A 24,499-nucleotide genomic window follows, 5' to 3' on the forward strand; every position below is an offset into this window, starting at 1 on the left:
ATGGCGAATACGAAAGAATTAAGTGTTGAGGACAAGTTAAGAGCAATATACGATTTACAGCTTATTGACTCTAGAATTGACGAAATCAGAAACGTAAGAGGAGAACTTCCTTTAGAAGTGGAAGATCTAGAAGATGAAGTTGCAGGTTTAAGCACTCGTTCAGAGAAACTGAAAAGTGAACTTGAGGTGATTGAGGATCTTATCAAAGCAAAGAAAAATGCTATTGATGAGCACAAAGAGGTTATTAAAAAATACACAAAACAACAAGAATCAGTTCGTAATAACAGAGAATTTAATTCTTTGACTAAAGAGGTTGAATTTCAGGAATTAGAAATTCAATTGGCTGAAAAGCAAATCAAAGAAATGAAAGCTTCTATCGAACATAAAAAAGAAGTTATTTCTAACTTAAAAGAAAAACTTGACGCAAAAAGTTCGCATTTAAAACATAAAAAATCTGAACTTGACGCTATTATGGCCGAAACTCAAAAAGAAGAAATCTTCTTATCTGAGAAATCTGCTGAGTTTTCAGGTCAAATTGAAGAGAGATTGCTTGCTGCTTACAACAGAATCAGAAGCAGCGTTCGTAATGGTTTAGCTGTAGTTTCTATCGAAAGAGGAGCTTCTGCAGGATCATTCTTTACTATTCCGCCACAAACTCAAGTAGAAATTGCTTCAAGAAAGAAAATCATTACTGATGAGCACTCTGGAAGAATTTTGGTTGACAGCGCATTAGCTGAAGAAGAAAAAGAAAAAATGGAGCAATTGTTCTCTAAATTCTAAATATCAGGTCCCGATTTAATCGGGACTTTTTTTTATCATTATTTTTTGCCGCAGATTAAAAAGATTAGAAAGATTATTTTACTTTTTGAGTGATTTATAATCTGTGTAAATCTTTTAATCTGTGGGAATTTTTTTTTTACGAAGTTTAAAATCTTATTTTTTACCTTTAGAAAAAAATTAAGTTTTGGGAATTAAAAAAGGAATTCGTTTCATTACATTAAAATCGGTTGGACAATATATTAACTTCTTGAGTTATGTTCGCCCACAAAAAGCTGTTGCACTTTCTTACGCTCTTTTTAGTCAGCCAAGAATTGGAAGATTACAGAAAGACAGTTTACCTAAATTTTTAAGAAACACAGAGACAGAAACGTTTCATCATAACGAACATCATTTTCAGACTTATATCTGGAAAGGAAATGAAACCAAAATACTTTTAGTTCACGGTTGGGAAAGCAATGCTTCCCGCTGGAAAAAAACGCTGCCTCATCTTCAAAAATCAGGAAGCACTATTATAGCGATCGATGCTCCGGCACACGGACAAAGCAGCGGTAAAGAATTTAATATTCCGCTTTATGCCGAATTTATCAATAAAGCAGTAGAAAAATACCAGCCAACAATAATTATTGGTCACTCTATTGGCGGAGCTGCCTGTGTTTATCATCAATATTTATTCCCAAATACCAGTATTAATAAAATGGTGATTCTGGGAGCGCCTTCTGATTTAAAAACTTTGATTGACAATTATATTTCAATGTTAAGTTTGAATACTAAAATGTTTTCACTTCTTGAAAGCAAATTCATTAATCGTTTCAATTTTAAAATAGATGATTTCTCCGGACAAAAATTTGCTGCAGAATTTAATGTTCCGGGCTTTATTGCGCATGACACCTCAGATAGTGTTGTTGCTTTTGAAGAAGGTAAAAAAATCGCCAGTAATTGGAAAAATAGCCAGTTTATAGAAACCAAAGGTTTAGGTCACGGCATGCATGATGATGAATTGTATGACAAGGTTATTGAGTTTTTGTTTTTTTCTTAAAGGTTCAAAGCTACAAAGGCTCAAAGGGACAAAGTTAGCTTTGTCATCCTGAGCGGAGTCGAAGGAACGTAGCAGCTCGACATAGATTGGCTAAAGTCTACAATCTTCAATCTAAAATTCTAAGAAACCACGATCTTAAAATATTTCAATAATTCCTTCTCACCTTTTCCGGTAATAATTATGGCTCTTGAATCTTTTGTTCTTCTGAGCCAGTCCTGATCCAGCATTTTATTCAATAACAATGTTCCTATTGAACCTGCGATATGGTTTCGTCTTTCGCTCCAATCGAGACACGGTTTCAGGAATATTCGTTTTTGTTTTTGGGCTTCTCCTAAATTAATTCCGAAATCGAAGAACCATTTTTTGCCTTCGGAACTAATTTCAAAAGTATCATTCTTGCTCAGAATTATTTTTTGCTCTAACAAACTATCGCTTAAAGCAACGCCAATTTTTCCGGCCAAATGATCGTAACAAGTTCTGCAATATTTTATTGGAGGATAATGATCTGTTTCTTTTTTTGATCGAATTTCTGGCCTCGGAACAAGATTTGTCATTGCTTCAACAGCGTACGCTACTTCTTTATTTAAAAATCTATAATATTTATGTCTTCCTTGTTTCTCCACAGAAAGTAAATTTCCATCGAGTAGTTTCGTCAAATGCATGCTTATATTTTGAGGCGAAGTATTGGCAGCAATTGCAAGTTCTGTTGCAGTAAAAGCTCTACCATCGAGCAATGTCCACATAATTGCGGCGCGCGTTGGATCGCCTATTAATGCTGCTGTTTTTACAAATTGATCTTCCATTTAGATTTTATAGTTAAGTATAAACTGAAGTATTCGCTTGTAAAGTTAAATAACTTTGCTAAAAACAAATCAATATGGCTTCCAGTTTATTTCATCAGTCAGATGTTGCAGATCCTTATTCAATTTATAAAGGAATGTTGGATAAAAATCCGGTTTATTGGGATGAAATCAATCAGATCTGGGCCATTTATTCTTATGAATATTGTGTTCAAATTTTAAAAAATCCGAAGTTCGAAATTCCTCTTGTGAATCTTGATAATGAGCAAAAACTAAATGAAACTGCTTTAGTAATTCTCTCTAATTTAACTCGTTTGTCAAATGGAATTCAACATAAAATTACCCGTGAAATTGCTATGTTATTATTTTCTAACATGAATTCTATTGCTATAAATCAAATTATTCTTCAATTGATTGAAAATGATTTATATGAGAATAAAATAGATTGGGTGAATTCTGTTTGCAAAAAATTACCGGTTTTAAGTATTTTAAAAAGTTTTAGATTTAAGGAAGAGGATTGCGATTTTATTACTGAAAAAATAGAGGCACTCAGCAAAATAATGCTTCCCAAAAAAACTGATGAACAAGTAAAACTGATTAATGATAATGTCGGAAAATTATATTTTATTATCGAAAAACAGCTTTCTGACTTGCCTTTTTACAAACCTTTATTAATTAAAGTTTCAGAGAAAAACGATGTTTCTGCAGAAGAAATTATTCCGATTGTTATTAGTAATTTTATTGGCTTATGCATTCAAAGTTATGATGCCGGGCGTGGAATTCTGAGTAATTCATTACTTCAAATTATTCGAAATAAAACTTTTTCAAAGAAGATAGAAATAGAAAAATCGGTTGTAGAAACTTTGCGTTTTGATCCTCCAATTCATAATACCAGAAGAATTGCAACTGAAGATATCCTTATCGGCAAAAACCATATTAAAAAAAATGATTCGGTATTGATTGTTCTTGCATCGGCAAATAGAGATGCTGAAAGGTTTGACAATGAGTTCGATTTTAATATCGAAAGAATGAACAATAACGAAAACCTGGCTTTTGGGATTGGCGGACATATCTGTCTGGCTAAATATTTCTCTATCAATTTAGCAACTGAAGCTTTATGGTATTTATTCGATCAATATAAAACGATTCGTCTTTTAGAAGACAAGATTCATTATGAACCTTTAATTAATGCCAGATTGCCGAAAAACATCTGGATTTCAATTCTATAATTAAAACACAAACTATGATAGCTGTAATTTTTGAAGTAATTCCTAATGAAGGAAAAAAAGAAGAATATCTTGATATCGCCGCCAATTTGCGTCCGGAATTAGATCACATTGATGGATTTATTTCGATAGAACGTTTTCAGAGTTTTACAAATCCCGAAAAGGTTTTATCTCTTTCTTTTTGGAGGGATGAAGAAAGTATTCAACAATGGCGAAATCTTGAAATGCATCGTTATGCTCAGGCAAAAGGACGAAATGAAATTTTTAAGGATTATCATTTAAGAATTGCGCATGTTGTTCGTGATTATGGTATGTTTGACAGGAAAGAAACGCCTGAGGATAGTTCTGAGTTTCATGGTTAAAAAAGGTTCAAAGATGCAGAGGTTCAAAGGAGCAAAGGTTTTTGAGCTTGTCATTTCGACCGAAGGGAGAAATCACATTAGAAACTCCGTAAACAATGTTAATAATCTTTGTCGATTTTCGTGTGTGATTTCTCCCTTCGGTCGAAATGACAAAATTGTTGAAAATCTAAAATTCTAAGAAGTCCAACAATCTAAAATCTAAAATCTAAACTCTAAAATTGAATTTTTGCTTACTTTTGCAAGATGGAAGAGAATTTAAAACGTCTGAACAAATTTATTGGAGAAACCGGCTATTGTTCTCGTCGTGAAGCCGATAAATTAATTGAAGAAGGACGTGTAACAATAAATGGCGTTGTGCCGGAAATGGGAACTAAGGTTTCACCGGATGATGAAGTGCGGATTGACGGAAAATTGATTGTTGAGAAGCATGAAAAATTGGTGTATCTGGCATTTAATAAACCTGCCGGCATTGAATGTACAACTAATCTAGAGGTCCGTAATAATATTGTGGATTATATTAATTATCCAAAACGTATTTTTCCGATTGGAAGATTGGATAAAGCCAGTGAAGGATTAATTTTCATGACAAATGATGGTGATATCGTAAACAAAATTTTGCGCGCCAGAAACAATCACGAAAAAGAATATACTGTTACGGTAAACAGACCAATTACAGATCGTTTTATTGAACGGATGGGAAATGGTGTACCGATTTTGGATACTGTTACAAGAAAATGTAAAGTGGAACAAATCAGTAAATACACTTTTAAAATCATTTTAACGCAGGGTTTAAACCGTCAGATTCGTAGAATGACGGAGTATTTGGGTTATGATGTAACGGCTTTGAAACGTATCAGGATCATTAATATTTCACTGGATATTCCGGTTGGTCGTTATCGTGATTTAACCGATGCCGAGATTAAGGAATTAAATGAGTTGATTGAACCTTCAAGTAAAACCGAAGAAGCGAGTTTACCAAAAACTGAAGCTCCAAAACGAAGAACAGAGTTTATTTCAGAACATGATCCCCGATTTAAGAAAAAAGGAGATTATTGATTTCTATAAAACTAAAAAATCCTTCAGTTCATGAAGGATTTTTTAGTTTTAGTTTATTTTTGAAAGAAATACTTATCTCAAAATTCGAAAGTTTTTTACAAAGTCTTTGTATTTGTCACTCAAGGTTACTTTGTGATTTCCTTTTAGAATAACCAAATTATCATTAACGATTATTTCTTCGATTTTACTTAGATTTACGATATAATTGCGATGTGTCTGGCAAAATTTAGCGGTGTCGAGAAGCTGAATAATTTTGGTTAATGAAATTAAAATGACAAACTTTTCAACGTCTGTAATGATATTGCAATATCGATCTTCAACTTCGATGTAAACAATATCTTCAATTCGGACTTTTTTTAGGGATTTATTCTTTTTGATAAAAAGAGAATCGTTGCTTATTACGGTGTCCTGATCTTCGCTATGAAAAACATTGGTTTGTTCATAGAATTTCTCAACTGCCATTTCTAACGCATACAAAATTTCAAGTTCATTAAAAGGCTTCATTAAAAAACTAAACGGTTTCGTTAGTTTTGCTCTTTCAAAAATTTGACGATCTTTTGAACTGGTTAAAAAAACAAAAGGTTTTACACCATTTGGAACAATAGTTATGGTTTCTGCAAAAGTAATTCCGTCTGGTTTTCCATCTAAAAAAACATCAATAACGACGATGTCGATTGTGTTTTGATAAAACATGGTTAGCGCCTCCTGATACGTAGAAGCAATCCCTACAATATTATAATTATTTGCGGTAAGTACTTTTACAAGCGCATCACTTTCTGCGACAGTATCTTCGATAATAAGTACATTTATATTATCCATGATTTTTAAACTTTGGTAATACTATAATAATTTTAGTTCCAACATTTTCTTCACTTTCAATTTCGAGTTTTCCTCCATTTTTACGAATCAGGCTTTTGCATAATTGCATTCCTAATCCGGTTCCTATTATATCGTCATTTTTCTTTTTAGAAAGTAAAACAGTTTCTTTTAGTAATTCTTGTCTTGTTGGTTCGTTCATTCCCAAACCGGTATCTTCGATCACTAAATAACAAAAATCTTCAGATGAAGGTCTTGTATAAATTGAAATTGTGCCGTTTTCTTTTGAGAATTTAATGGCATTATCTAACATGTTTCGAATAATAATTTTCAGCGAATCTAAATCAGCAAAAACATAATCTTCTTTAGAAACATCGTTATTAAAAGTAATGTTTTCATTTAACATCAATGGTTTATAATTGTATTCTACATGTTGTACAATTGTCGCCAAATGCAAAGATTCCTGATAAAAATAGGCTTGTTTTGTTTGCAATAAAGCCCAATTTAGCAAATTATCAAGCAGGTTATAAGCTCCGTTTGCAATGGTACTATTGTTGTGCAATAAAACATCAAGTTCTGTAAAATTTTTACTTTCCAGATTCTCCATCAATTTGCCGTTACTTGTTTTCAAGGCATTTACTGATGATCTTAAATCGTGGCTTACAATAGAAAATAGTTTATCTTTTGTGGCATTTAATTCGTCTAACTCATTTTTTTGAGCCAGAATAATTTTACTGTTTTTAATTTTTTGTCGGTAAAAATAAACTCCGGTTCCAAACAATATTAAAAGCAAAAGTGACGAAATAATGAATCCGTTTCTTTCGGCTATTTTTACTTTATTCTCGGCTGCAAGAATATCTACTTCTTTTTGTTTTTGTGTTACGGCAAATTTCTTTTCTACTTCGGCAATTTCCCAAACTTTATTTTGATCGTTTAAGGAATCTTTCCATTGTTCAAATTCTTTTCTATATGTTAAAGCTAATGGAAAATTTTTCCTGTTTTCCTCTACCGCTGCCATATTTTTGGCTGCTGCTCTTTTCAGATCGAATGATTTTACTTTTTTAGATAAATGATATGCTTTTTCAAAATATGGAATTGCCTGACTGTCTTTATATTGTGTATAATACAAATTGGCAAGATCCATATAAGACCCAATAAGTGTTAGAGTGTCTTTTTCTCTTTCTTGTAAATTTACACTCTTAAACAAATAGGTTTCTGCTTTATCAAACTCGTTGAGATGCAAATAGCATAATCCTATATTATGTAAAATACTACCCTTGTAAACATTGTATAATTTATTTACGGGAAGCTTTTCAATTTCCTGAAAATATTGCAATGCACTCTTAAATTCATTTTGTTCTAATGCAATTTCGCCTAAATTAATTTTCACTTTATAATAATGTTGAAAATTATCTGACACTTTATTAAACTCTTTTTTAGCTTCTTTAAGGAGCTTTTTATGTTTAAAACTAATTGCTCTAAAGTAATAACAATAATCTATTAGTTCAATATTTTTGGTAGCACTAAGCTCCTTCATAGAATAAACTAAAGTAGAATCCCAATTTTTTTCTCTGAAAAATGTTTGGGCTTTATTAAAGTTAATGTCTTCTTCAAATTTCCTGGCTTTTAATTTAATTTCAATATTAAATAATTTGTCAACAGGATATTTGTCTTGTGAGAAAAGAAAAAAAGGAATAAGAAATACTATTGAAACAATACATGATTTAATTTTAATCATTATATATTTTATAATTATTTTTCGAAGTTAATTTCAATAATGTTTCACGATTTAAATCCTATAAATATTTGCATTTATTTATAGGATTTATTTTTGCAGAAAGAAAATTACATCTTAGTATCCTCCTCCTGTTCCTTGCTGTACCGTAGTTTCTGTTCCTCTTGAAGTTTCAGGGTCTATATCCCAAAGAAAAGTTTGAATTGTTGCTATATCAGCAAATGCCTTTTCTCCATAAGGGTCTTTTTCAGCTTTAAAACTTGCTTCATAAACATCAAAATTTTCTTCTATGCTATCATCTATATCATACGCTATAAAAAACTGCAGCTGGCGTTGTCCACGAAGATCAACATACCAATTTTGATAAATATCAAATTTTAATTCGTCTTTTTTCTCGTCTTCTCCTTGTCCTTTTGGTTTACGTGCAACCAAAAAAACTGCCCTAATTTGAAACGTTCCATCTATCATTATTGTAGCCTGAACAATTGGAGCAAAAGGAATTTTTGAATTATTCTCCGGAAAACGTATAGGTTTTAGTGTTAGTTTACTTTTGCTTTCTGTTTGTATACATTTACCAGGTGGATAGATTTTTTCAGTTGGTGAATAAAGGGTAGTTTTTGTCATGGGTTTTTGTTATTAGGTTAAACGTTAATGATTATCTATATTTTTAAGAAATACTCTAATTAAACAAATATAAAATGATCAAAAAAACATTGTTTTTTGGAATCCAAATATAGTAAACATTTTCTTAATAAGATTTAACCCCTTTGTAATAACTGTATTAATTAACAATTATTTGATTAAATCTTTGGTAAAGAATGGACTACATATGCTGTGATAAAAAAAAAACCCATTCAAAACAGAATGGGATTTAGTGATTTATTTTTTATTACTGTTTAAAAACTCATAATACAAGACCTTCGATAAAACGGTTTCATTTTGATATTTCTCAATTTCATTTTCTCTTTGAATTTCATTGTATTGTCCATCGAATTTATGTAGTGAAAAATATTCTCTTCTGGTTTCGTCATTAAAATTCAGACCGCTCAAAAACCTTGGTTCGACTCCTTTATTTACCGAGATGTTGTAATTTGTAATTAGATTTCCCCAATTAAAGAAACTGCATAAAAGTACTGTACCGTAAAAATACCAAACCATCTGATTAAAAAGATAGGCGTTTGTTTTTTGCTTGGTGATTTTTAAAAAGGCATATATTAAACCTATTATGGCTAAAATCAAAAATGCATATACTCCCAATCGTTTATAGGTTAATCCGAAGAATGAAACATATTCTGAATTTTTTATAGCCGTGCTCAAAATTAGAACTCCGTTTAATACAATCCATATTTTAGAAAGTCGTTTTAGATTTGCTGCTTTTTTATCAAAATTAAATCCTCCTTTAAAATAAAAAAGAATCACTCCAACCGCCATAACAATCGAAAAAATAATTGCATTTACTCTTTCATGTGTGTCTGCACTTAATTTTGACGCCTCGATTACTTCAAAAAATTGTTCGTAATTATAGGTTACAATAAAAACTAAAAGCATTAGGTTTAAAAGCAATAGGGTGATTTCGCCGCTTTTTCTTTCAAAATTTAAATCAAGAAACGAGAATGTATTTTCGTTTGTATTCTTTTCTTTATCTGAGAATTCATTATTTAATTTTGGATTTAAATCATACGAAACTTCGGGAATCCAATAGTTCCAAAAAGTAAATGAAATGTAAAATCCTAAAACAGTAATGACAAACAATTGCCAGATATCCAGATCTAATTGATAATCTGTAAAAAGTGAAGAAAAATGATCGCTTCCAAAAGAATAAACTGTAAAAAATAGTGCCACAAAAATGATCGGTATAATAAAATAAGCAATTAGTTTTTTAGTGAAATTATTATGGATTTTACTTTCAGGAAGCCATTGGCTAAACATAAAAACACGTCCTAACGTTGTAATTCCGTTTAAAAATACAAGTGGAAAAACCTGTAGTATTTTAAGCTGTACCTCATGTGTTTTAAACTGCAAAAAAACGATTGACAGAAACATAGCCAGAAAAGACACAAAATCGCCATACCATGCAAAAGCCAGACACGATAAAATAGCGGTAATTACTAAAACTAAATGGGAACGATCTGTAAACCGATCCTGAAAGAAATAACAAATCAAGCCTGTCAAAACCAGTCCAAAAATAGCAAGGTTTACTCCTATTGATTCTTTGTAAAAAAGCAGTGTAAATATTAAACTGCAAACTAAGATAAAATGATGTTTTTTCATAATTGTTGAATTTAAAAGTACTTTGTATTTCAAAGTGTTTAGATAAAAAATTTTGGTTATTTAGATTTCATTAATTTTTCAAGACTATTTAGGTGTTCTTTAAAGGCTGCACGTCCTCTATCGGTTACTTTATAGGATGTTTTGGGCTTTTTACCCACAAATTCTTTTTTAACTTCTATATATTCTGCTTTTTCTAAAGCTGTAGAATGGCTTGCTAAATTACCATCAGTGATATTCAAAAGCGTTTTCATTTCTGTAAAGTCAATCCATTCATTGACCATCAAAATAGACATAATCCCTAATCTGACGCGGCTTTCGAAATCCTTATTTAATTTATCAATGATTCCCATTGGTTTATTTATATTTTTTGAACATTATTAGTCCGTACAAGATATGCAAAATTCCAAACCCAATTATCCAAAAAACCAATCCATATCCAATAAAAAATAACGAAATACATCCCAAAATAAGCTGGCTAAAACCTAAATATTTAACATCAGAAAAGGTATATTTTTCAGCATTTATCAAGGCTAATCCGTAAAAAATTAAAGTTGTTGGCGATACCAAAATAAAAATTTTATGATAAATCAGCGCTAAGCAAAATATTCCGCCAGCCATTAATGGAATTGCCAAATTAAAAAGCATCTTTTTTGTAGCCGTTGTCCAAATTGGTAAATTATACTTTTTACTTTTTCTGATGGTGAAAAAGATCCCAAAAGCCAAAGCAAAGATTAAAATGATTAATCCGCTTGTGATTAATTCAGAAACTAAATTACCGCTAAGCGAAACATGTTCTCCATCAAGATAATCAATTCCGTTTATTTTAAACAGCTGATAAACATATAGTCCGCCAATTAAAGCAGATAATCCTGCAAATACTCCTGAGAGTCCGCTTAAAGATATAAATCTGGAAGAGCGCTCCATCATAGAGCGAATATGCGATAAGTCTTCTTGATGCTTCTGGTTCATAATAAAAGTACTTTGAGTTACAAAGTTATTATTTATTTTGAATTGGCAAACTAAAAAATGTTTTTTTTATCGAAAAACATGTCAAATTAATATCTTTTATTGAGAAAAGATGTAATCCCTAGGGGTTATTTAATGATGTGGAATTTCTTGTTTTGTTACCAATATTCAATTCCTAACGGAATATCTCGGAGAGATTAAATGTTGGTAGAAAATAATTTAACGATTCTTTTTTTGTCCTGTAGGGACTACATAATTTAAAGTTATCTCGTATTATTGAAACCTACAAGGTTTTGAAAACCTTGCAGGAACAAGGACTTTTATCACGCCCAAATTATAAAAACGAAAAAGCCTACTCGATTGAATAGGCTTTTAATGTGAGATAATTATCAAAACCATCTTCTGCGTTTGAATAAAAACACGCCAAATGAAGATAAAACAATCGATACTAAAAGAAGTATCCAAATGCCATATTTGCTTTCTTCAAGACCGTTTGGCACGTTCATTCCGTATAAACTGGCAATTAATGTTGGAATCATTAATATAATGGAAATCGATGTCATTTGTTTCATAATATTGTTCATATTATTTGAAATTACCGAGGCGTACGCATCCATCATTCCGGTTAAGATATTACTGTAAATATTAGCTGTATCCTGTGCCTGACTTAATTCTATTTCAACATCTTCGAGCAAATCTAAATCGTAGTTGGCTTTATATGCTCGTAGGTTTTTGATTCGATGAAACAAAACATCATTTGCTTTTAATGAGGTGATAAAGAAAACTAAACATTTCTCGATTTGCAGCAACGCCTGCAATTCTTCATTTTTGATGGATTTCTCTAAATTGTCTTCGGCTAATTTTATCTTTTGATTAATTTGTTTTAGATATTTTAAATACCAAACACTTGATGACAGGAGTAATCGCAAAACCCAATCGGAATTATCCTTAACCAGAATGTTTTTTCGTCGCGAATACAACATAAAATCATATATGATTTCTGTCTTGTAAAAAGTAATTGTTACACAAACATCGTCTTTAAAAATGACACCAAGCGGAATGGTTTGAAAAGGTAATTTTACATCATCACTTTTGATGGGAACGCGCATGATTATCAGCGTCCAGCCATCTTCGATTTCAATACGAGGTCTTTCGTCAATGTCCTCAATATCGTTGTAAAATGCTTCGGGAATCTGAAGTTCTTCTAATAAATATGTTTTGTCTGCTGGTGTTGGAGATTCAATATTAATCCAGCAATTTGGCATCCATTTTGGGATTTCGATTAATCCGTTATTGTTTGTGTAAAAGGCTTTCATTTCAAAATACAGGGTTTTATTATAGCATTTTGAAAATTTCAAAAAGCTATTTTAATTTAATACTAACGAATAATAATCGTTCATTTGGAGAAGTTTTTTTTAAGTGATGCAAAAGTATTCTTTATTTTTAAGAACTAAAATTTTAAACTATTAATTATATATTAAAATGGTTCTCTTGGCAGTTTTTTTAAACACATAGAAACATAGATATTGCAACAGCAAAAAAGACGTTTCACTTTTTTTAAACAAACATAGCCAGCACCAACTTAAATTCTATGTTTCTATATGTTAGATTTTTTTTAGTTGTATCATACAAAAAAGCCTGCTCTATTGAACAGGCTTTGCATTATTATTATTTTGAAACAAATTATTTGTTTTTCTCGTTTCTCATTTTTCTTGCTAAAAGTGTGTTTTGAAGCAACATGGCAATTGTCATTGGTCCTACTCCACCGGGAACCGGTGTAATGAATGACGCTTTTTTGCTTACTTCATCAAAATCAACGTCGCCTTTTATTACATATCCTTTTGAGTTTGATGCATCGTCTACACGAGTAATTCCAACATCAATAATTACAACTCCGTCTTTGACCATATCTCCTTTTAAAAATTCAGGAACTCCTAAAGCTGTAATAATAATATCTGCATTTTTAGTGAATTCTGCTAAGTTTTTAGTTCGGCTGTGGGTTAATGTAACGGTTGAATCTCCGGGATTTCCTTTACGGCTCATTAAAATACTCATTGGTCTGCCTACGATGTGGCTTCTTCCAATAACTACGGTGTGTTTTCCGGCAGTTTCTACTTTATAACGTTCTAATAGTTGCATGATTCCGAATGGCGTTGCCGGAATAAAACTATCCATTTCTAATGCCATTCTTCCAAAATTTGTTGGATGAAAACCATCTACATCTTTATCAGGATCAATTGCTAATAGGATTTTTTGTTCGTCGATATGTTTTGGCAAAGGCAATTGAACGATGAATCCATCAAGATCATCATCTTCGTTTAATTCTTTTATTTTCGCTAATAAATCTGCTTCGGTAATATCTTCCGGTAAAGCGACTAAAGTTGAATCGAAGCCAATTTGCTGGCAAGATTTTACTTTACTTCCTACGTAAGTTAAACTTGCTCCGTTGTTCCCTACGATTACAGCTGCTAAATGAGGTACTTTTCCTCCGGCTGCTTTTATCGATTGAACTTCGGCTGCAATTTCGTTTTTGATGTCTTCAGATGTTTTTTTACCGTCTAGTAGTTGCATTTTTTTTGTTTCAGGTTTAAAGTTTTTTTGTTTCAGGTTTCACGTTATAAGCGAAACACATATATATTTTATTAAAAAAAAGTTTCAAATTTCAGTCTCATAACTTGAAACCTGAAACTTGAAACTTTTAATTTTATTATCTCGGCATTCCGCCTGGCATTCCTTTCATGCCTCCCATCATTTTCATCAGGTTTTTTCCGCCCGGACCTTGCATCATTTTCATCATTTTGCTCATTTGGTCAAACTGCTTCATTAACTGATTTACCTGCTCGACTTTCGTTCCTGAACCTTTTGCAATTCTGGCTTTTCTTTTTACGTCGATGATGGCCGGTTTACTCCTTTCAATTGGTGTCATCGAATGAATGATGGCTTCAATATGTTTAAAAGCGTCATCTTCTATTTCTACATCTTTCATGGCTTTTGAAGCTCCCGGTATCATTCCAACCAGGTCTTTCATATTACCCATTTTCTTTACTTGCTGAATTTGAGTTAAGAAGTCATCAAAACCAAATTCGTTTTTAGCGATTTTCTTTTGAAGTTTTCTGGCTTCTTCTTCGTCAAATTGTTCCTGCGCTCTTTCTACAAGTGACACAACGTCTCCCATACCAAGAATACGCTCTGCCATACGATCCGGATAGAAAACATCAATTGCTTCCATCTTTTCGCCTGTACCCACAAATTTGATTGGTTTGTTTACAACCGATTTAATCGAAATTGCAGCTCCACCACGTGTATCACCATCTAATTTTGTTAAAATAACTCCATCAAAATTCAGGATATCGTTGAAGGTTTTTGCCGTATTTACAGCATCTTGTCCTGTCATTGCATCAACAACGAACAATGTTTCCTGTGGCTGAATTGCTTTATGAACGCGTGCAATTTCATCCATCATTTCCTCATCTACTGCCAAACGACCAGCTGTATCGACAATAACTACGTTAAAACCGTTTGCTTTTGCGTGTTTGATTGCATTTTGAGCAATTTCAACTGGATTTTTATTTTCCGGTTCTGAATAAACCTCAACACCTATTTGGTCTCCAACAACATGCAACTGGTTTATCGCCGCAGGACGGTAGATATCACAAGCTACAAGAAGCGGTTTTTTATTTTTCTTTGTTTTTAAATAGTTGGCCAGTTTTCCTGAGAAGGTAGTTTTACCAGATCCTTGTAATCCTGACATTAAAATAATCGAAGGATTTCCGCCAAGGTTAATTCCTGCAACGTCACCGCCCATTAATTCGGTTAGTTCGTCTTTTACTAACTTCACCAATAATTGTCCTGGCTGAAGTGTTGTTAATACGTCCTGACCAATTGCTTTTTCTTTTACTTTGGTTGTAAAATCTTTAGCAATTTTAAAGTTAACATCGGCGTCTAATAAGGCACGACGAACTTCTTTTAAGGTATCGGCAACGTTTACTTCTGTAATTTTACCGTGCCCTTTTAATATATGGAAGGCTTTATCTAACTTATCACTTAAATTATCAAACATACTATTTTCTTTATTTGAAGTGCAAAGATAATCTAATTAGATATTTCAGGCAATTTTTATTTAACTGCATTTAACCGCAAAGTTCGCTAGGTTTTTTGCTCGCAAAGTCGCGAAGTCGCAAAGTTTTTTATATTCTTTGCGACTTCGCGACTTTGCAAGATTATTACTTTTATGTTTATTAAACGCAAAGAATAAAACCTTTGCACCTTTGTAACTTTGTAACTTTGTCCCTTTTCTTTTAAAATTGAAAGTAAATAAACGGCTGTGAACCTGCGATTGCTGTAGCGTAAACGATCCAATAAACAAAACCTAGTATTATTGCTTTTACTAATAATGGTGTTTTATCGAAAACTGATTTCATGCCGTTTGTAAAAACTTCAGGCAGAAAATGCCAAACATATCCAAACAACATTAATAAAAATACATTTTTGTAACCTAAAACTATAGCTTTCCAATGTTCCGGTTCGAATGTTAACTGACCAATATTATTGATTACCTGCAAGGCTGTTTCGAAATCTCTGGCTCGGAAAAAGATCCAGCAGAAAACTACGAAATGGAATGTAATCAGGATGGAGAAAAATCTCCAAAAGAAATTAGATTCTTCTTTTTTGGATGGAAAAAGTTCCATGAAAATTTTATGAACCGCTAACGCTAATCCGTGTAAGGCTCCCCAAATAATGAATTGTGCTCCGGCTCCGTGCCATAATCCGCCCAAAAGCATTGTCGTGAATAGGTTGAAGTTGGTTACAAGCGTTTGATTTTTTTTCTTCGAAAGTAAAAATGTCAGGCAAAAAATACCTATTGATCCAATTGCAATTGCTAACGGAATAAAGCTTTCGTTTACATTTGAAATTCCCCAAAGTAATAATCCGAAGAAGAATAAACTCGGAAATAAATATCCGGCGAATGTTCCTTCTCTGTTTCCTCCGATAGAAATATACAAGAAATCTTTTAACCAGGTTGATAACGAAATGTGCCATCTTCTCCAGAAATCTGTAATCGATACTGATTTATAAGGTGTTCTAAAGTTGGTCGGTAATTTAAATCCTAACAATAAAGCGATTCCGATTGCCATATCTGAATATCCCGAAAAATCACAATAAATCTGGATTGCATATCCGTAAGATGCCATTAAATTTTCGAATGATGTATAATTCATCGGTGTATCAAAAACACGATCGACGAAGTTTATCGAGATGTAATTTGAAATTACTGTTTTCTTAATTAATCCGCCAATAATCAAAAACAAAGCGTTATTTACGTCTTGTTTGGTAAGGTTTAATTTTTGATAAATCTGCGGAAGAAAATCTTTTGCCCTAACAATTGGTCCGGCAACAAGTTGTGGAAAAAACGAAACGAAAAATAAATATTCGATATAGTTTTTTGTTGGTTTAATTTCTTCGCGATAAATCTCGATAATATAACTCATCGACTGGAAGGTGTAGAATGAAATTCCGACAGGAAGAAATATATTATGCAATTCAAAATGACCGTTGAACATGTCATTGTAAGTTACAATCACAAAATTCATGTACTTAAAATAACCCAGCAATCCTAAGTTTAAGATCACGCTTATAACCAGATATATTTTTTTTGCACTGTCTTTTGTTTCTCTGTAAATAATCTGACTCAAACCATAATCGACTACAGAAGAAAGTAATAATAACAGAAAATAAATTCCGCTTGACTTATAATAAAAGAAAAGCGAGAATAGAATAACGTACGTTAATCTTAAATAAAATGTTTTGCGTAAAAATGCATACACAAAATAAAAAACCAAAAACAAACCAAGAAATAAGCCTGTATTGAATAATAATTTTTCGTCCGGATTATAAATAAACCAACTTTTGACCTGCTCTAATGTAATTTCTCCAAAATTTTGAACAAACCAATTATTTATGCTATTACTTGTTATCAACTTACTTTTTTAATTTAAAATTATCATATGCTTTTAAAAATGCTTCTGTAAAGAGTTTCCCTTGTTTTTCATACCCTTTTTTAGAATAATGAACAAAATCAGGTCCAATTAATCCTTCTGATCTTAATTTTCGTACTCCGTTCATTCCTCCAAATTCATCATATAAATCCCAAACTGCAAAATCGTCTTTTTCGGCATCGCTATTAATACGTTCTGCATAATCTTTAACGTATACATTTGGTTTTCTTCCTCGGTGTAATGATGGTGGCGGAGTCATTACAAGTATCGGAACATTAATATTTTGCTCTTTAAGTTTGCTTATAAATTCACGTAATTCCGCTATATATTTGGAGGCTTCCATATTGTCGTAACTTTCATTTGTTCCCAGTGAAAATATCAACATGTCAGGATGTAAAGCTTTTAATTGTTCAAAGAACAACGGATATTTATTATAATCTGAGAATTTTGCGCCATTTACCCCAATTCCGCTATAGGTTATTCCAGGAGCATCTTTTTCTAAAACAAGTCCGTTAAGTTCAAATTCTGATGCGTTTTTATTCGGAATCAAATAAATTTTATCTAATGCTTTTTCTGATTTATAATAATGAGAAAATGCGTCGGTTTCAAGATTTAGCGAAACAAATTCAGAACTTTTTATCTCTTTTGGTTTTGTTTCGTTTGTTGGAATTTTCAGGGTTCTTCCGGCACGAATGTTATTTGATTTCAGCCCGTTTGCTTTTTTAATATCAGCTACAGAAATATTGTATTTATCTGCAATTACAGAAATAGCTTCTCCTTTTTTAATTTTATGTGTGATAACTTTTCGTTCTGTCGACTGAATAATATTGGTTTGAGATGCTATTGCCAAATCAAACATATTTTGGTTTTGTGGTGTAATAATATGAATGGAGTTGAATTTATAAGCCGGATCTTTTATATTCAATTGTACCGCAAAACCACTAGTATCTCTCCAAAGTCCAATTCCGCTTAAACCAACCGGTCTGCTTTTTACCGGATAAATATTTCGATAATTTTCCCAGGTTCTGTTCGAGTAAAATCGCTCGTTATAAGATCCGTTTGTTTTTGCCAATTGATACGGAAAAACAAATCCGCGTCCGGCATTTCCAAATTGCTGCTGCAGCACTTTTCTAATTTTATTGGTCATTAAATCACTCTGAATATGAGAATCACCAATATGTACAATATTTATTTTTTGCTTGTTATCACTTTCGTTTTCTTTCAATCTCTTAAAAACACTTTCTAATACTTTTGCATTATAAATGTGATTTCCTTCATAAGATTCAATCGTTGTACTGTCGATTTTGCTAATCATACTTTTAGTTATTGGAAGTGAGTCTGACTTTTGCGCTTTATCATTTGTCGAGAAAAAAAGACAACAAAAGAAAATAATAAGTTTATTCATTTACACTATCTTTTTTTACAGCTACAGAATCGGTTTTTGCCTTTCTGACTGTTTTTGGTTTAACTGCTACATCACGTTTTTCGCGCAGCAATTTATATTGTTCGTAACCTTTATTTAACTGATCATACAATAAATTACCAATAGCTTTTGCACCTCGCTGATTAAAGTGTGTATAATCTTTATTGGCTTTGGCCGGAGTTTCATCAACCCATTTTACCATAGATCCGTCTCCACCCATTAATGTATATAAGTTTACAAATCCGGATTCTGTTTCAAGCGCATATCTTTTTTGGGCTTTCATTAACGGAACTACGGCCGAGTCTGTTTTCATTTCCAAATCATATTTGGTCGATTTATCAGCAGTTGAAACGATTAAAACAGAAACGCCCGGAAAAGATTCCTTGATTTTATTTACGGTTTTCTTCATTCCTTTTTCATACCAAAAATAATTTTTGGTACCGTAATTTAAAACATTTGTTCCATAATGCAGTATAACCAAATCATATTTCAAACTGTTATTGAAACTCTGCATCACATCGGCATTAAACATAGAAATTGGCAATCCTGAATTTCCTCTTTGCGAAAAGTTATCTACGTGAACTCCGATTCCGTTATCGAAATTAAAACCATAAATAGGAATTGAATCTGCCTGAACAAAATTTGCCTTGAATGCTTTTATGCTTCCTGAAGTTACTTTTAATGTGTTTACAAGATTATTCGGAACCAGATTTTTATGTAATGTATCTTTTCCTATAATAAAATTGACATTTCCTCTTTTAGAAGATCTTCCGTAAAATAAGGTAGGACTATCTAACGAAGCTGCAAATTTATTAAGTCCCGCTTCATATTGCACCCATGTTGGATTGGTTCTGTCATTTGCAAAGAAAACATGTCCGTTTACTCCAAAAGGGCTTGTTGGTCTTTTTACGTTTAAGTATGATTGTGTTTTCCAGTTTTTAGAATAAACGGATTTTACAGAACCTCTTGATGCAGCAGATTCTGAAGTTATGGAGACAAAACCAACTCCATTTCCGCCAAAACGCTGTTGGTAATTGTTTCGAACATCCTGAACAATTAAATCACCATCGGTCATCGAATCGCCATAATACGCAATTCTAACTTTAGATTGTGGATTTTTTTCTAACTGATATAATTTCTCATAAAAAGAAATGAGGTATTGATATCCTTTGTAGTTTTCAAAAGTTTCGGTTGGAAATTCAATTCCTTCGGCAGCATCAAAAACAATTTTTTTCTGCGCTTCCTGTTTTTCAACTTCTGCAATGCTGTCACTTTCTCCGGATAAAGAATCATTTGCCACCGACTCTAAAAGCAAACTATCTATAAGTACGCTTTTGGGATCGACTTTACTATCGGGAAATATCTTATTTGGTAAGATTTGTTTAAATCCTATAAAGGCTATAAATGCCAATGCGACAATTGCAAAAGACTGAAAAAAATATGATTTTGTATTCACTTAGTAATTATAAATTTGAAGAATAAACTAACAAATATTTAATTTCAATTTTTGTTAATCCTTATAAAAAAAATACCTGCAAATATAGAATTAAACATTAATCTATCGTTCTTTTTAACAATAAAAAAAGAGATCAGATAAATCTGATCTCTTTCAAAAAAAATAAAAAAAACAAAGCTAATGATTAACTAAAATTTAGTCCATTATATTATAACATAGGTTTTAAAGTTTAAAAACTGAAACCAATAATGGCTAAATTAATCTTATATTTTTTTAATATTTTTATATTATTTTAAGATTGCGTACTCTAAAGTAACATGCCCTCTTTCTCCTGCTTCGTTTGTCATAGCAAGAAATTTAACTTTATAATAGTTTCCTGCAGCATCTTTAACTACATAAAAACGATCTGTTCTTACACTTGGTAAAGTAGTTGGTCCACCACCACTTCTCCAGTTAGCCCCAATTGCTCTTTGATCAGTTATAGATGCAGTAAAGTTTGATTCAGTAACATTTGCTTTAGTAAAAGCTGCATACGTTACATCAGCCGTTGCTAAAACCTGGTAAGCCTGAGTTCCTCCTTTTGAATTTGTTGTAATAAAATCAGAATATCCGTAAGTAACTTCTGAACCAGCATTTAAATAATTAGTAAACACAGTGAAGTTTAAGTCCCATTTTGCCTTTTGTGGCTCAACAGAAACTGTATTTCCTGTTGCTAAACTGAAAAATGTAAAGTTAAAATCAGTATCTTTTGAAATTGTTTTTTCTGTAAAAGTAGTAGACGTTAAATCTGCATATTGAATTTTATATCCGTTTCCGCTTCTTAATATTCTAACTTTTTTCCATCCTCTTGAATCACCATCTACACTAACTGAACCAGTTGCAGGTTTAGTTGTTGAAACTTTAAAACCAAGATTAACTAAATATACTTTGTTATCTGCATCTGTAGCTGAAATTTCTGCAATTGCAGTTCCAATTCCTGCACCGGCACCAGCCAAAACACCTGTTGGATTATCAACATATCCATTTGATGCAAGGGTTTCACCCGCTCCAACTGAAACATTAGCATCGATTACTTGTGATAAAGTAATATCTGAAGTTTCTAATTTTTTTACAGCCATTTTAACTGATCCGTTTAGGACAACTCTAAAATCTGCACCAGTTGAAAAACCGAAATCCCAGGCTTCTCTGTTTACTGATTTAGATTCTTCAGAACTTAAATCAAGGTAAACTTGATTTGGCTGATTTGCTCCGCCAACTGCCGGCTGTAAGGTTGCTCCAACTGTTGGGATTTCAACTACCGGAGTATCGTCATCACTTGAACACGCTACAAGAGATAAAAATGCGAATGAGAGTACTAATAATTTTTTCATTGTATTTCTGTTTTATATTAAAGATTAAGGTTATATGCTAATTTTAAAAAGTAAGAACGTCCGTAAGCAAGCATTAATGTCGATGCTGTTGCATGCCCAGCGCCCTCACTTGTTCTTGTTCTGTTTACATCTGTTATATTAAAAATATTTCGTGCTCCTACAGTTACTTCGAATTTGTCTTTAAAGAAATTCTTTCTGATAGAGGCATCAAACCAATTACTTGGATCTATTTCAGACAATACATATTCTCCGCTTCCAAGAACATATTGTTGCGTTTTGCCGTTGTATTTGTAATATCCTGAAACAATTGTTTTCCACTTCTGAATGTTATATGAAAAGCTGGCATTTAAATTGAATGAATAAAGAAATTTATCATCGGAAACTATTAGCAAATTGTCAATTTTTTGAGAAACACCTACTAATGCAGCCCCAACATTGAATGTCAAATTATTTATTCGAAATTGATTCATTGTCGAGAAATTCCACATTTTGTATTTACTAATATTGATGTATTGATTTTCTGGAGTTCCGGTATTAGGATTGTTACGTATAAATGCCATATCAATTCGATCATTAACATCTAAATAACTTCCCGAAAATGTGCTTGAAATTTGCAAACCTGAAGAAAGTGATGTAAATTTTTTCAAACTTGCTTCATAAGAAGTGCTGGTTTCCGGAATTAAATCTTCATTTCCTGCAAAGAAGTGTCCGTCAAAAATTTGGTTTGCGTACAATTCCTCAAAATTTGGTGTTCTAAAACCATTTCCATAAGAAGTTCTAAGTTCAACTCCTTTATTAAATAAATATCTTAATGCAATAGAAGATGCGTATTGATTTTTAAATTTAGATTGTGCAGAAAATCTCAATCCCGGTTTTATAGAAAATCGATCTGTTGCCATAATTTCTGAAGACACAAAAAAATCATAGTTTTCGAGTGTTTTATGAACCGGAGTTATGATATTATTTTCTTTCTGAACAAGTGCAAAACCTTTATTATTTACAAACTCATATCCTAACTGTAAATCAATTGTTTTATCTGAGAAGAAATTATTTAAAGTTCCTGTAGACGAAAGAACTTCCATGGATTGATCTTTTTCGGTAACATTCAACCCTTCGGTTTTAGTATATAAATAATATCTAAAATTCTCTATTTCGCGCTGTTGTTTTTGATGGGTAACAGAAACATTATAATTCAACTGAGAAAATATTGAACCGGTTGCATTTAAATTATGAAAATATCTGTTAGTAAAATATCTAATATCATCAGCATAACGATAAGATCCTAATGCAGGAGTATAATTAGACTGTACTGTACTATTATAAAAATCTACTTTTTCATCTAAATATTCAAATTTGTAAAAAATTCTAAAGTTGTCTTTATGGTATGATATCAAAGCATTTCCGTTTAACTGATCTTTTGGTAACCAGCTATAACCACGTGTAAAATCAGTTTCAATGTAATCTTTTCCATTTCTTTCATCTAAAAAACCCTGAAAATCATTTCTATTTGCACCAACGCTTACAAACCAGTTTTTATTGAATGTATGAGCAACGCGCAAAGATTGAATGTGACGTCCTTTATCAAAAAGAGAGTATTCATTACCTACTGTTTCTTCTTGTATCGAAGCATTGATATCCCATTTATACTTAGACGATTTTTTTGTAATAATATTCAAAACACCGCTTACGGCATTGGCTCCGTAACTAACTCCCATAGAGCCTTCGACAATTTCTATATGATCAACATCATTGAGGTTTATTTGCGACAGATCTGTATTATTTCCTAAACCCGCTTCGTTTACCAATGGTATATTATCTACTAAAATTTTAAAATACTGAGCATCTAATCCAAATAACGAAACTGTAGAACGTCCCGTTGTTCCGCTTGGTCTTACTGTAATATTCAGATATTGATTTAATACATCTGCTAAATTATTCGCTGCTAAATTTTTTATGTCCTGACTTGAGATTACACGAACATTAAAAACTGATTTCTTAATAGATTGTGGTTCAAATTGTCCGGTAACAACAACTTCTGAAAGTTTATTTACTGCCGTAGTATCTTTCTCCTGCGCAACAGAAATTTGGCAAAGAAGAAACGCTGTAAAAAGGGTAATTTTGATTTTCATTATTTTTATTCAGTCTTAATAATGGCGCAAATATATAAACTATTTTTATTTGTTCTAAATAAAATTTATATATTTGCGAAAAATTTTAAAACAAAATAATAAGTTATGATTTCAAAAAGCCTCTATTTTTCGGCCGTAATGGCTTTGACTTGTAGCCTTGGTTTCAGTCAGGACAAAAAACAACAAGACATTAAATCAATTAAATCAATGTGTGGTTGTTATGAAGTGAAATTTAATTTTACAGAAACTTTTCAATATCCTAAGGATAGTCTTACTTACAAACCATCTGAGACTAAACATGAATCTGCCTTAGAATGGGTAGAATTACTGGAAGACACTCCAAATAAAATCGTAATGCAGCATTTATTGATTGTAAGCGATGATATGATTATCAAACACTGGAGACAAGATTGGTTATATGAAAACACTGACTTATATTCATTTGACAAAGGAACTTCCTGGAAATACAAAAAATTAGATAAGAAAGCTGTAAAAGGGCAATGGACTCAAAAAGTATATCAGGTAGATGATAGTCCGAGATATGAAGGATCTTCGACTTGGGTTCATGTTGACGGACAAGATTACTGGTCAAATGTTGCTGATGCGCCTTTACCAAGAAGAGAGCAAACAAAACGTAATGACTATAATGTTTTAAAAAGAAGAAACATTCATGAAATTACTGCTACAGGATGGAATCATGAACAAGACAACGCTAAATTGATTAGAGATGACAGCGGAAAAGATGTTTTATTAGCGGAAGAAAAAGGAATGGACATTTATACTAAAGTTCCGGATATTAAATGTATAGCAGGCCAAAAATGGTGGAAAGAGAACAATGCACTTTGGAAAAACGTTCGTGACAAATGGCAAACTCTTTTTGACAGACATCAGGACTTAAACTTAGAAGCTAAAGTGGATAGAAAAGCGCTTTATTCTCTTTTGTTTGATTTAAAACCAGACGCTACAAAAGCAGAGACTGATGCCATCATCAACAAGTTTGTAAAATAAAATATTTGTGTTAGTTGTAAAAAAGCCGATAGTTTTAGAACTATCGGCTTTTTTCTTTTAATTATAATT

Annotated in this window: 21 protein-coding genes; 6 read left to right on the plus strand and 15 right to left on the minus strand. The window is 32.0% G+C overall.

The annotated features are described in order from the left end of the window. Together OLM54_RS12585 and OLM54_RS12590 are read left to right on the plus strand one after the other, a co-directional pair. Positions 1 to 780 (plus strand): zinc ribbon domain-containing protein, encoded by a 780-nt coding sequence (locus tag OLM54_RS12585; RefSeq protein WP_072974617.1) that lies wholly within the window; start codon positions 1 to 3, stop codon positions 778 to 780. A 184-nt stretch (positions 781 to 964) separates the two neighbouring features. Beyond that, positions 965 to 1,816: an alpha/beta fold hydrolase gene (locus OLM54_RS12590; protein WP_264534967.1), complete on the plus strand. Its 852-nt coding sequence runs from the start codon at positions 965 to 967 to the stop codon at positions 1,814 to 1,816. Positions 1,817 to 1,935: 119 nt separating this feature from the next. Here the strand turns inward: OLM54_RS12590 and OLM54_RS12595 are convergent, their stop codons facing one another. Beyond that, positions 1,936 to 2,619: an ArsR/SmtB family transcription factor gene (locus OLM54_RS12595; protein WP_264534968.1), complete on the minus strand. Its 684-nt coding sequence runs from the start codon at positions 2,617 to 2,619 to the stop codon at positions 1,936 to 1,938. Between the two features lie 74 nt (positions 2,620 to 2,693). Here OLM54_RS12595 and OLM54_RS12600 point away from each other — a divergent pair, with 74 nt between their 5' ends. From OLM54_RS12600 to rluF, 3 genes are all read left to right on the plus strand, one after another. Further along, positions 2,694 to 3,845 (plus strand): cytochrome P450, encoded by a 1,152-nt coding sequence (locus OLM54_RS12600; RefSeq protein WP_264534969.1) that lies wholly within the window; start codon positions 2,694 to 2,696, stop codon positions 3,843 to 3,845. 14 nt (positions 3,846 to 3,859) lie between these two features. Continuing rightward, a complete protein-coding gene (locus tag OLM54_RS12605; RefSeq protein WP_264534970.1) occupies positions 3,860 to 4,204 on the plus strand; it encodes an antibiotic biosynthesis monooxygenase family protein in 345 nt (114 codons plus the stop codon). A 243-nt stretch (positions 4,205 to 4,447) separates the two neighbouring features. Further along, positions 4,448 to 5,260, plus strand: coding sequence for a 23S rRNA pseudouridine(2604) synthase RluF (gene rluF / locus OLM54_RS12610; RefSeq protein ID WP_264534971.1), 813 nt, complete (start codon positions 4,448 to 4,450; stop codon positions 5,258 to 5,260). 72 nt (positions 5,261 to 5,332) lie between these two features. Here the strand turns inward: rluF and OLM54_RS12615 are convergent, their stop codons facing one another. From OLM54_RS12615 to OLM54_RS12680, 14 genes are all read right to left on the minus strand, one after another. Beyond that, positions 5,333 to 6,079 carry a LytR/AlgR family response regulator transcription factor gene (locus OLM54_RS12615; protein WP_264534972.1) on the minus strand — a complete coding sequence of 249 codons (747 nt, stop codon included), beginning with the start codon at positions 6,077 to 6,079 and terminating at the stop codon, positions 5,333 to 5,335. Then, a complete protein-coding gene (locus tag OLM54_RS12620; RefSeq protein WP_264534973.1) occupies positions 6,072 to 7,814 on the minus strand; it encodes a tetratricopeptide repeat-containing sensor histidine kinase in 1,743 nt (580 codons plus the stop codon). The genes OLM54_RS12615 and OLM54_RS12620 overlap by 8 nt, the downstream gene beginning before the upstream one ends. 114 nt (positions 7,815 to 7,928) lie before the next feature. After that, positions 7,929 to 8,435 (minus strand): hypothetical protein, encoded by a 507-nt coding sequence (locus OLM54_RS12625; RefSeq protein ID WP_264534974.1) that lies wholly within the window; start codon positions 8,433 to 8,435, stop codon positions 7,929 to 7,931. 255 nt (positions 8,436 to 8,690) lie between these two features. Then, the gene (locus tag OLM54_RS12630) at positions 8,691 to 10,082 is read right to left on the minus strand and encodes a DUF4173 domain-containing protein (RefSeq protein WP_264534975.1); all 1,392 of its coding nucleotides are present in this window, start codon (positions 10,080 to 10,082) and stop codon (positions 8,691 to 8,693) included. Between the two features lie 56 nt (positions 10,083 to 10,138). Next, on the minus strand, positions 10,139 to 10,432 hold the full coding sequence (locus OLM54_RS12635; RefSeq protein ID WP_264534976.1) for a winged helix-turn-helix domain-containing protein: 294 nt from the start codon (positions 10,430 to 10,432) through the stop codon (positions 10,139 to 10,141). 4 nt (positions 10,433 to 10,436) lie between these two features. Further along, positions 10,437 to 11,051, minus strand: coding sequence for a hypothetical protein (locus OLM54_RS12640; protein ID WP_264534977.1), 615 nt, complete (start codon positions 11,049 to 11,051; stop codon positions 10,437 to 10,439). Positions 11,052 to 11,437: 386 nt separating this feature from the next. Continuing rightward, positions 11,438 to 12,364: a magnesium transporter CorA family protein gene (locus OLM54_RS12645; RefSeq protein WP_264534978.1), complete on the minus strand. Its 927-nt coding sequence runs from the start codon at positions 12,362 to 12,364 to the stop codon at positions 11,438 to 11,440. 367 nt (positions 12,365 to 12,731) lie between these two features. Continuing rightward, entirely contained in the window at positions 12,732 to 13,619 is an 888-nt protein-coding gene (locus OLM54_RS12650; RefSeq protein ID WP_264534979.1) for a bifunctional 5,10-methylenetetrahydrofolate dehydrogenase/5,10-methenyltetrahydrofolate cyclohydrolase, read from the minus strand. A 136-nt stretch (positions 13,620 to 13,755) separates the two neighbouring features. After that, the gene (gene ffh, locus OLM54_RS12655; protein ID WP_264534980.1) at positions 13,756 to 15,108 is read right to left on the minus strand and encodes a signal recognition particle protein; all 1,353 of its coding nucleotides are present in this window, start codon (positions 15,106 to 15,108) and stop codon (positions 13,756 to 13,758) included. A gap of 238 nt (positions 15,109 to 15,346) precedes the next feature. Further along, entirely contained in the window at positions 15,347 to 17,026 is a 1,680-nt protein-coding gene (locus OLM54_RS12660) for an MBOAT family O-acyltransferase (RefSeq protein WP_264534981.1), read from the minus strand. A 1-nt stretch (position 17,027) separates the two neighbouring features. Continuing rightward, on the minus strand, positions 17,028 to 18,359 hold the full coding sequence (locus OLM54_RS12665) for a GDSL-type esterase/lipase family protein (protein WP_264534982.1): 1,332 nt from the start codon (positions 18,357 to 18,359) through the stop codon (positions 17,028 to 17,030). A gap of 82 nt (positions 18,360 to 18,441) precedes the next feature. Continuing rightward, complete coding sequence (locus tag OLM54_RS12670; RefSeq protein WP_264534983.1) at positions 18,442 to 19,923, minus strand: SGNH/GDSL hydrolase family protein; 1,482 nt, start codon at positions 19,921 to 19,923, stop codon at positions 18,442 to 18,444. 287 nt (positions 19,924 to 20,210) lie between these two features. Further along, positions 20,211 to 21,293, minus strand: coding sequence for an HmuY family protein (locus tag OLM54_RS12675; protein ID WP_264534984.1), 1,083 nt, complete (start codon positions 21,291 to 21,293; stop codon positions 20,211 to 20,213). 17 nt (positions 21,294 to 21,310) lie between these two features. After that, a complete protein-coding gene (locus OLM54_RS12680; protein WP_264534985.1) occupies positions 21,311 to 23,422 on the minus strand; it encodes a TonB-dependent receptor plug domain-containing protein in 2,112 nt (703 codons plus the stop codon). 105 nt (positions 23,423 to 23,527) lie between these two features. Here OLM54_RS12680 and OLM54_RS12685 point away from each other — a divergent pair, with 105 nt between their 5' ends. Continuing rightward, a complete protein-coding gene (locus tag OLM54_RS12685) occupies positions 23,528 to 24,430 on the plus strand; it encodes a DUF6607 family protein (RefSeq protein ID WP_264534986.1) in 903 nt (300 codons plus the stop codon). Positions 24,431 to 24,499 lie beyond the last annotated feature (69 nt).

This window comes from Flavobacterium sp. N1736 (assembly GCF_025947065.1).
Taxonomy (GTDB): Bacteria; Bacteroidota; Bacteroidia; order Flavobacteriales; family Flavobacteriaceae; genus Flavobacterium.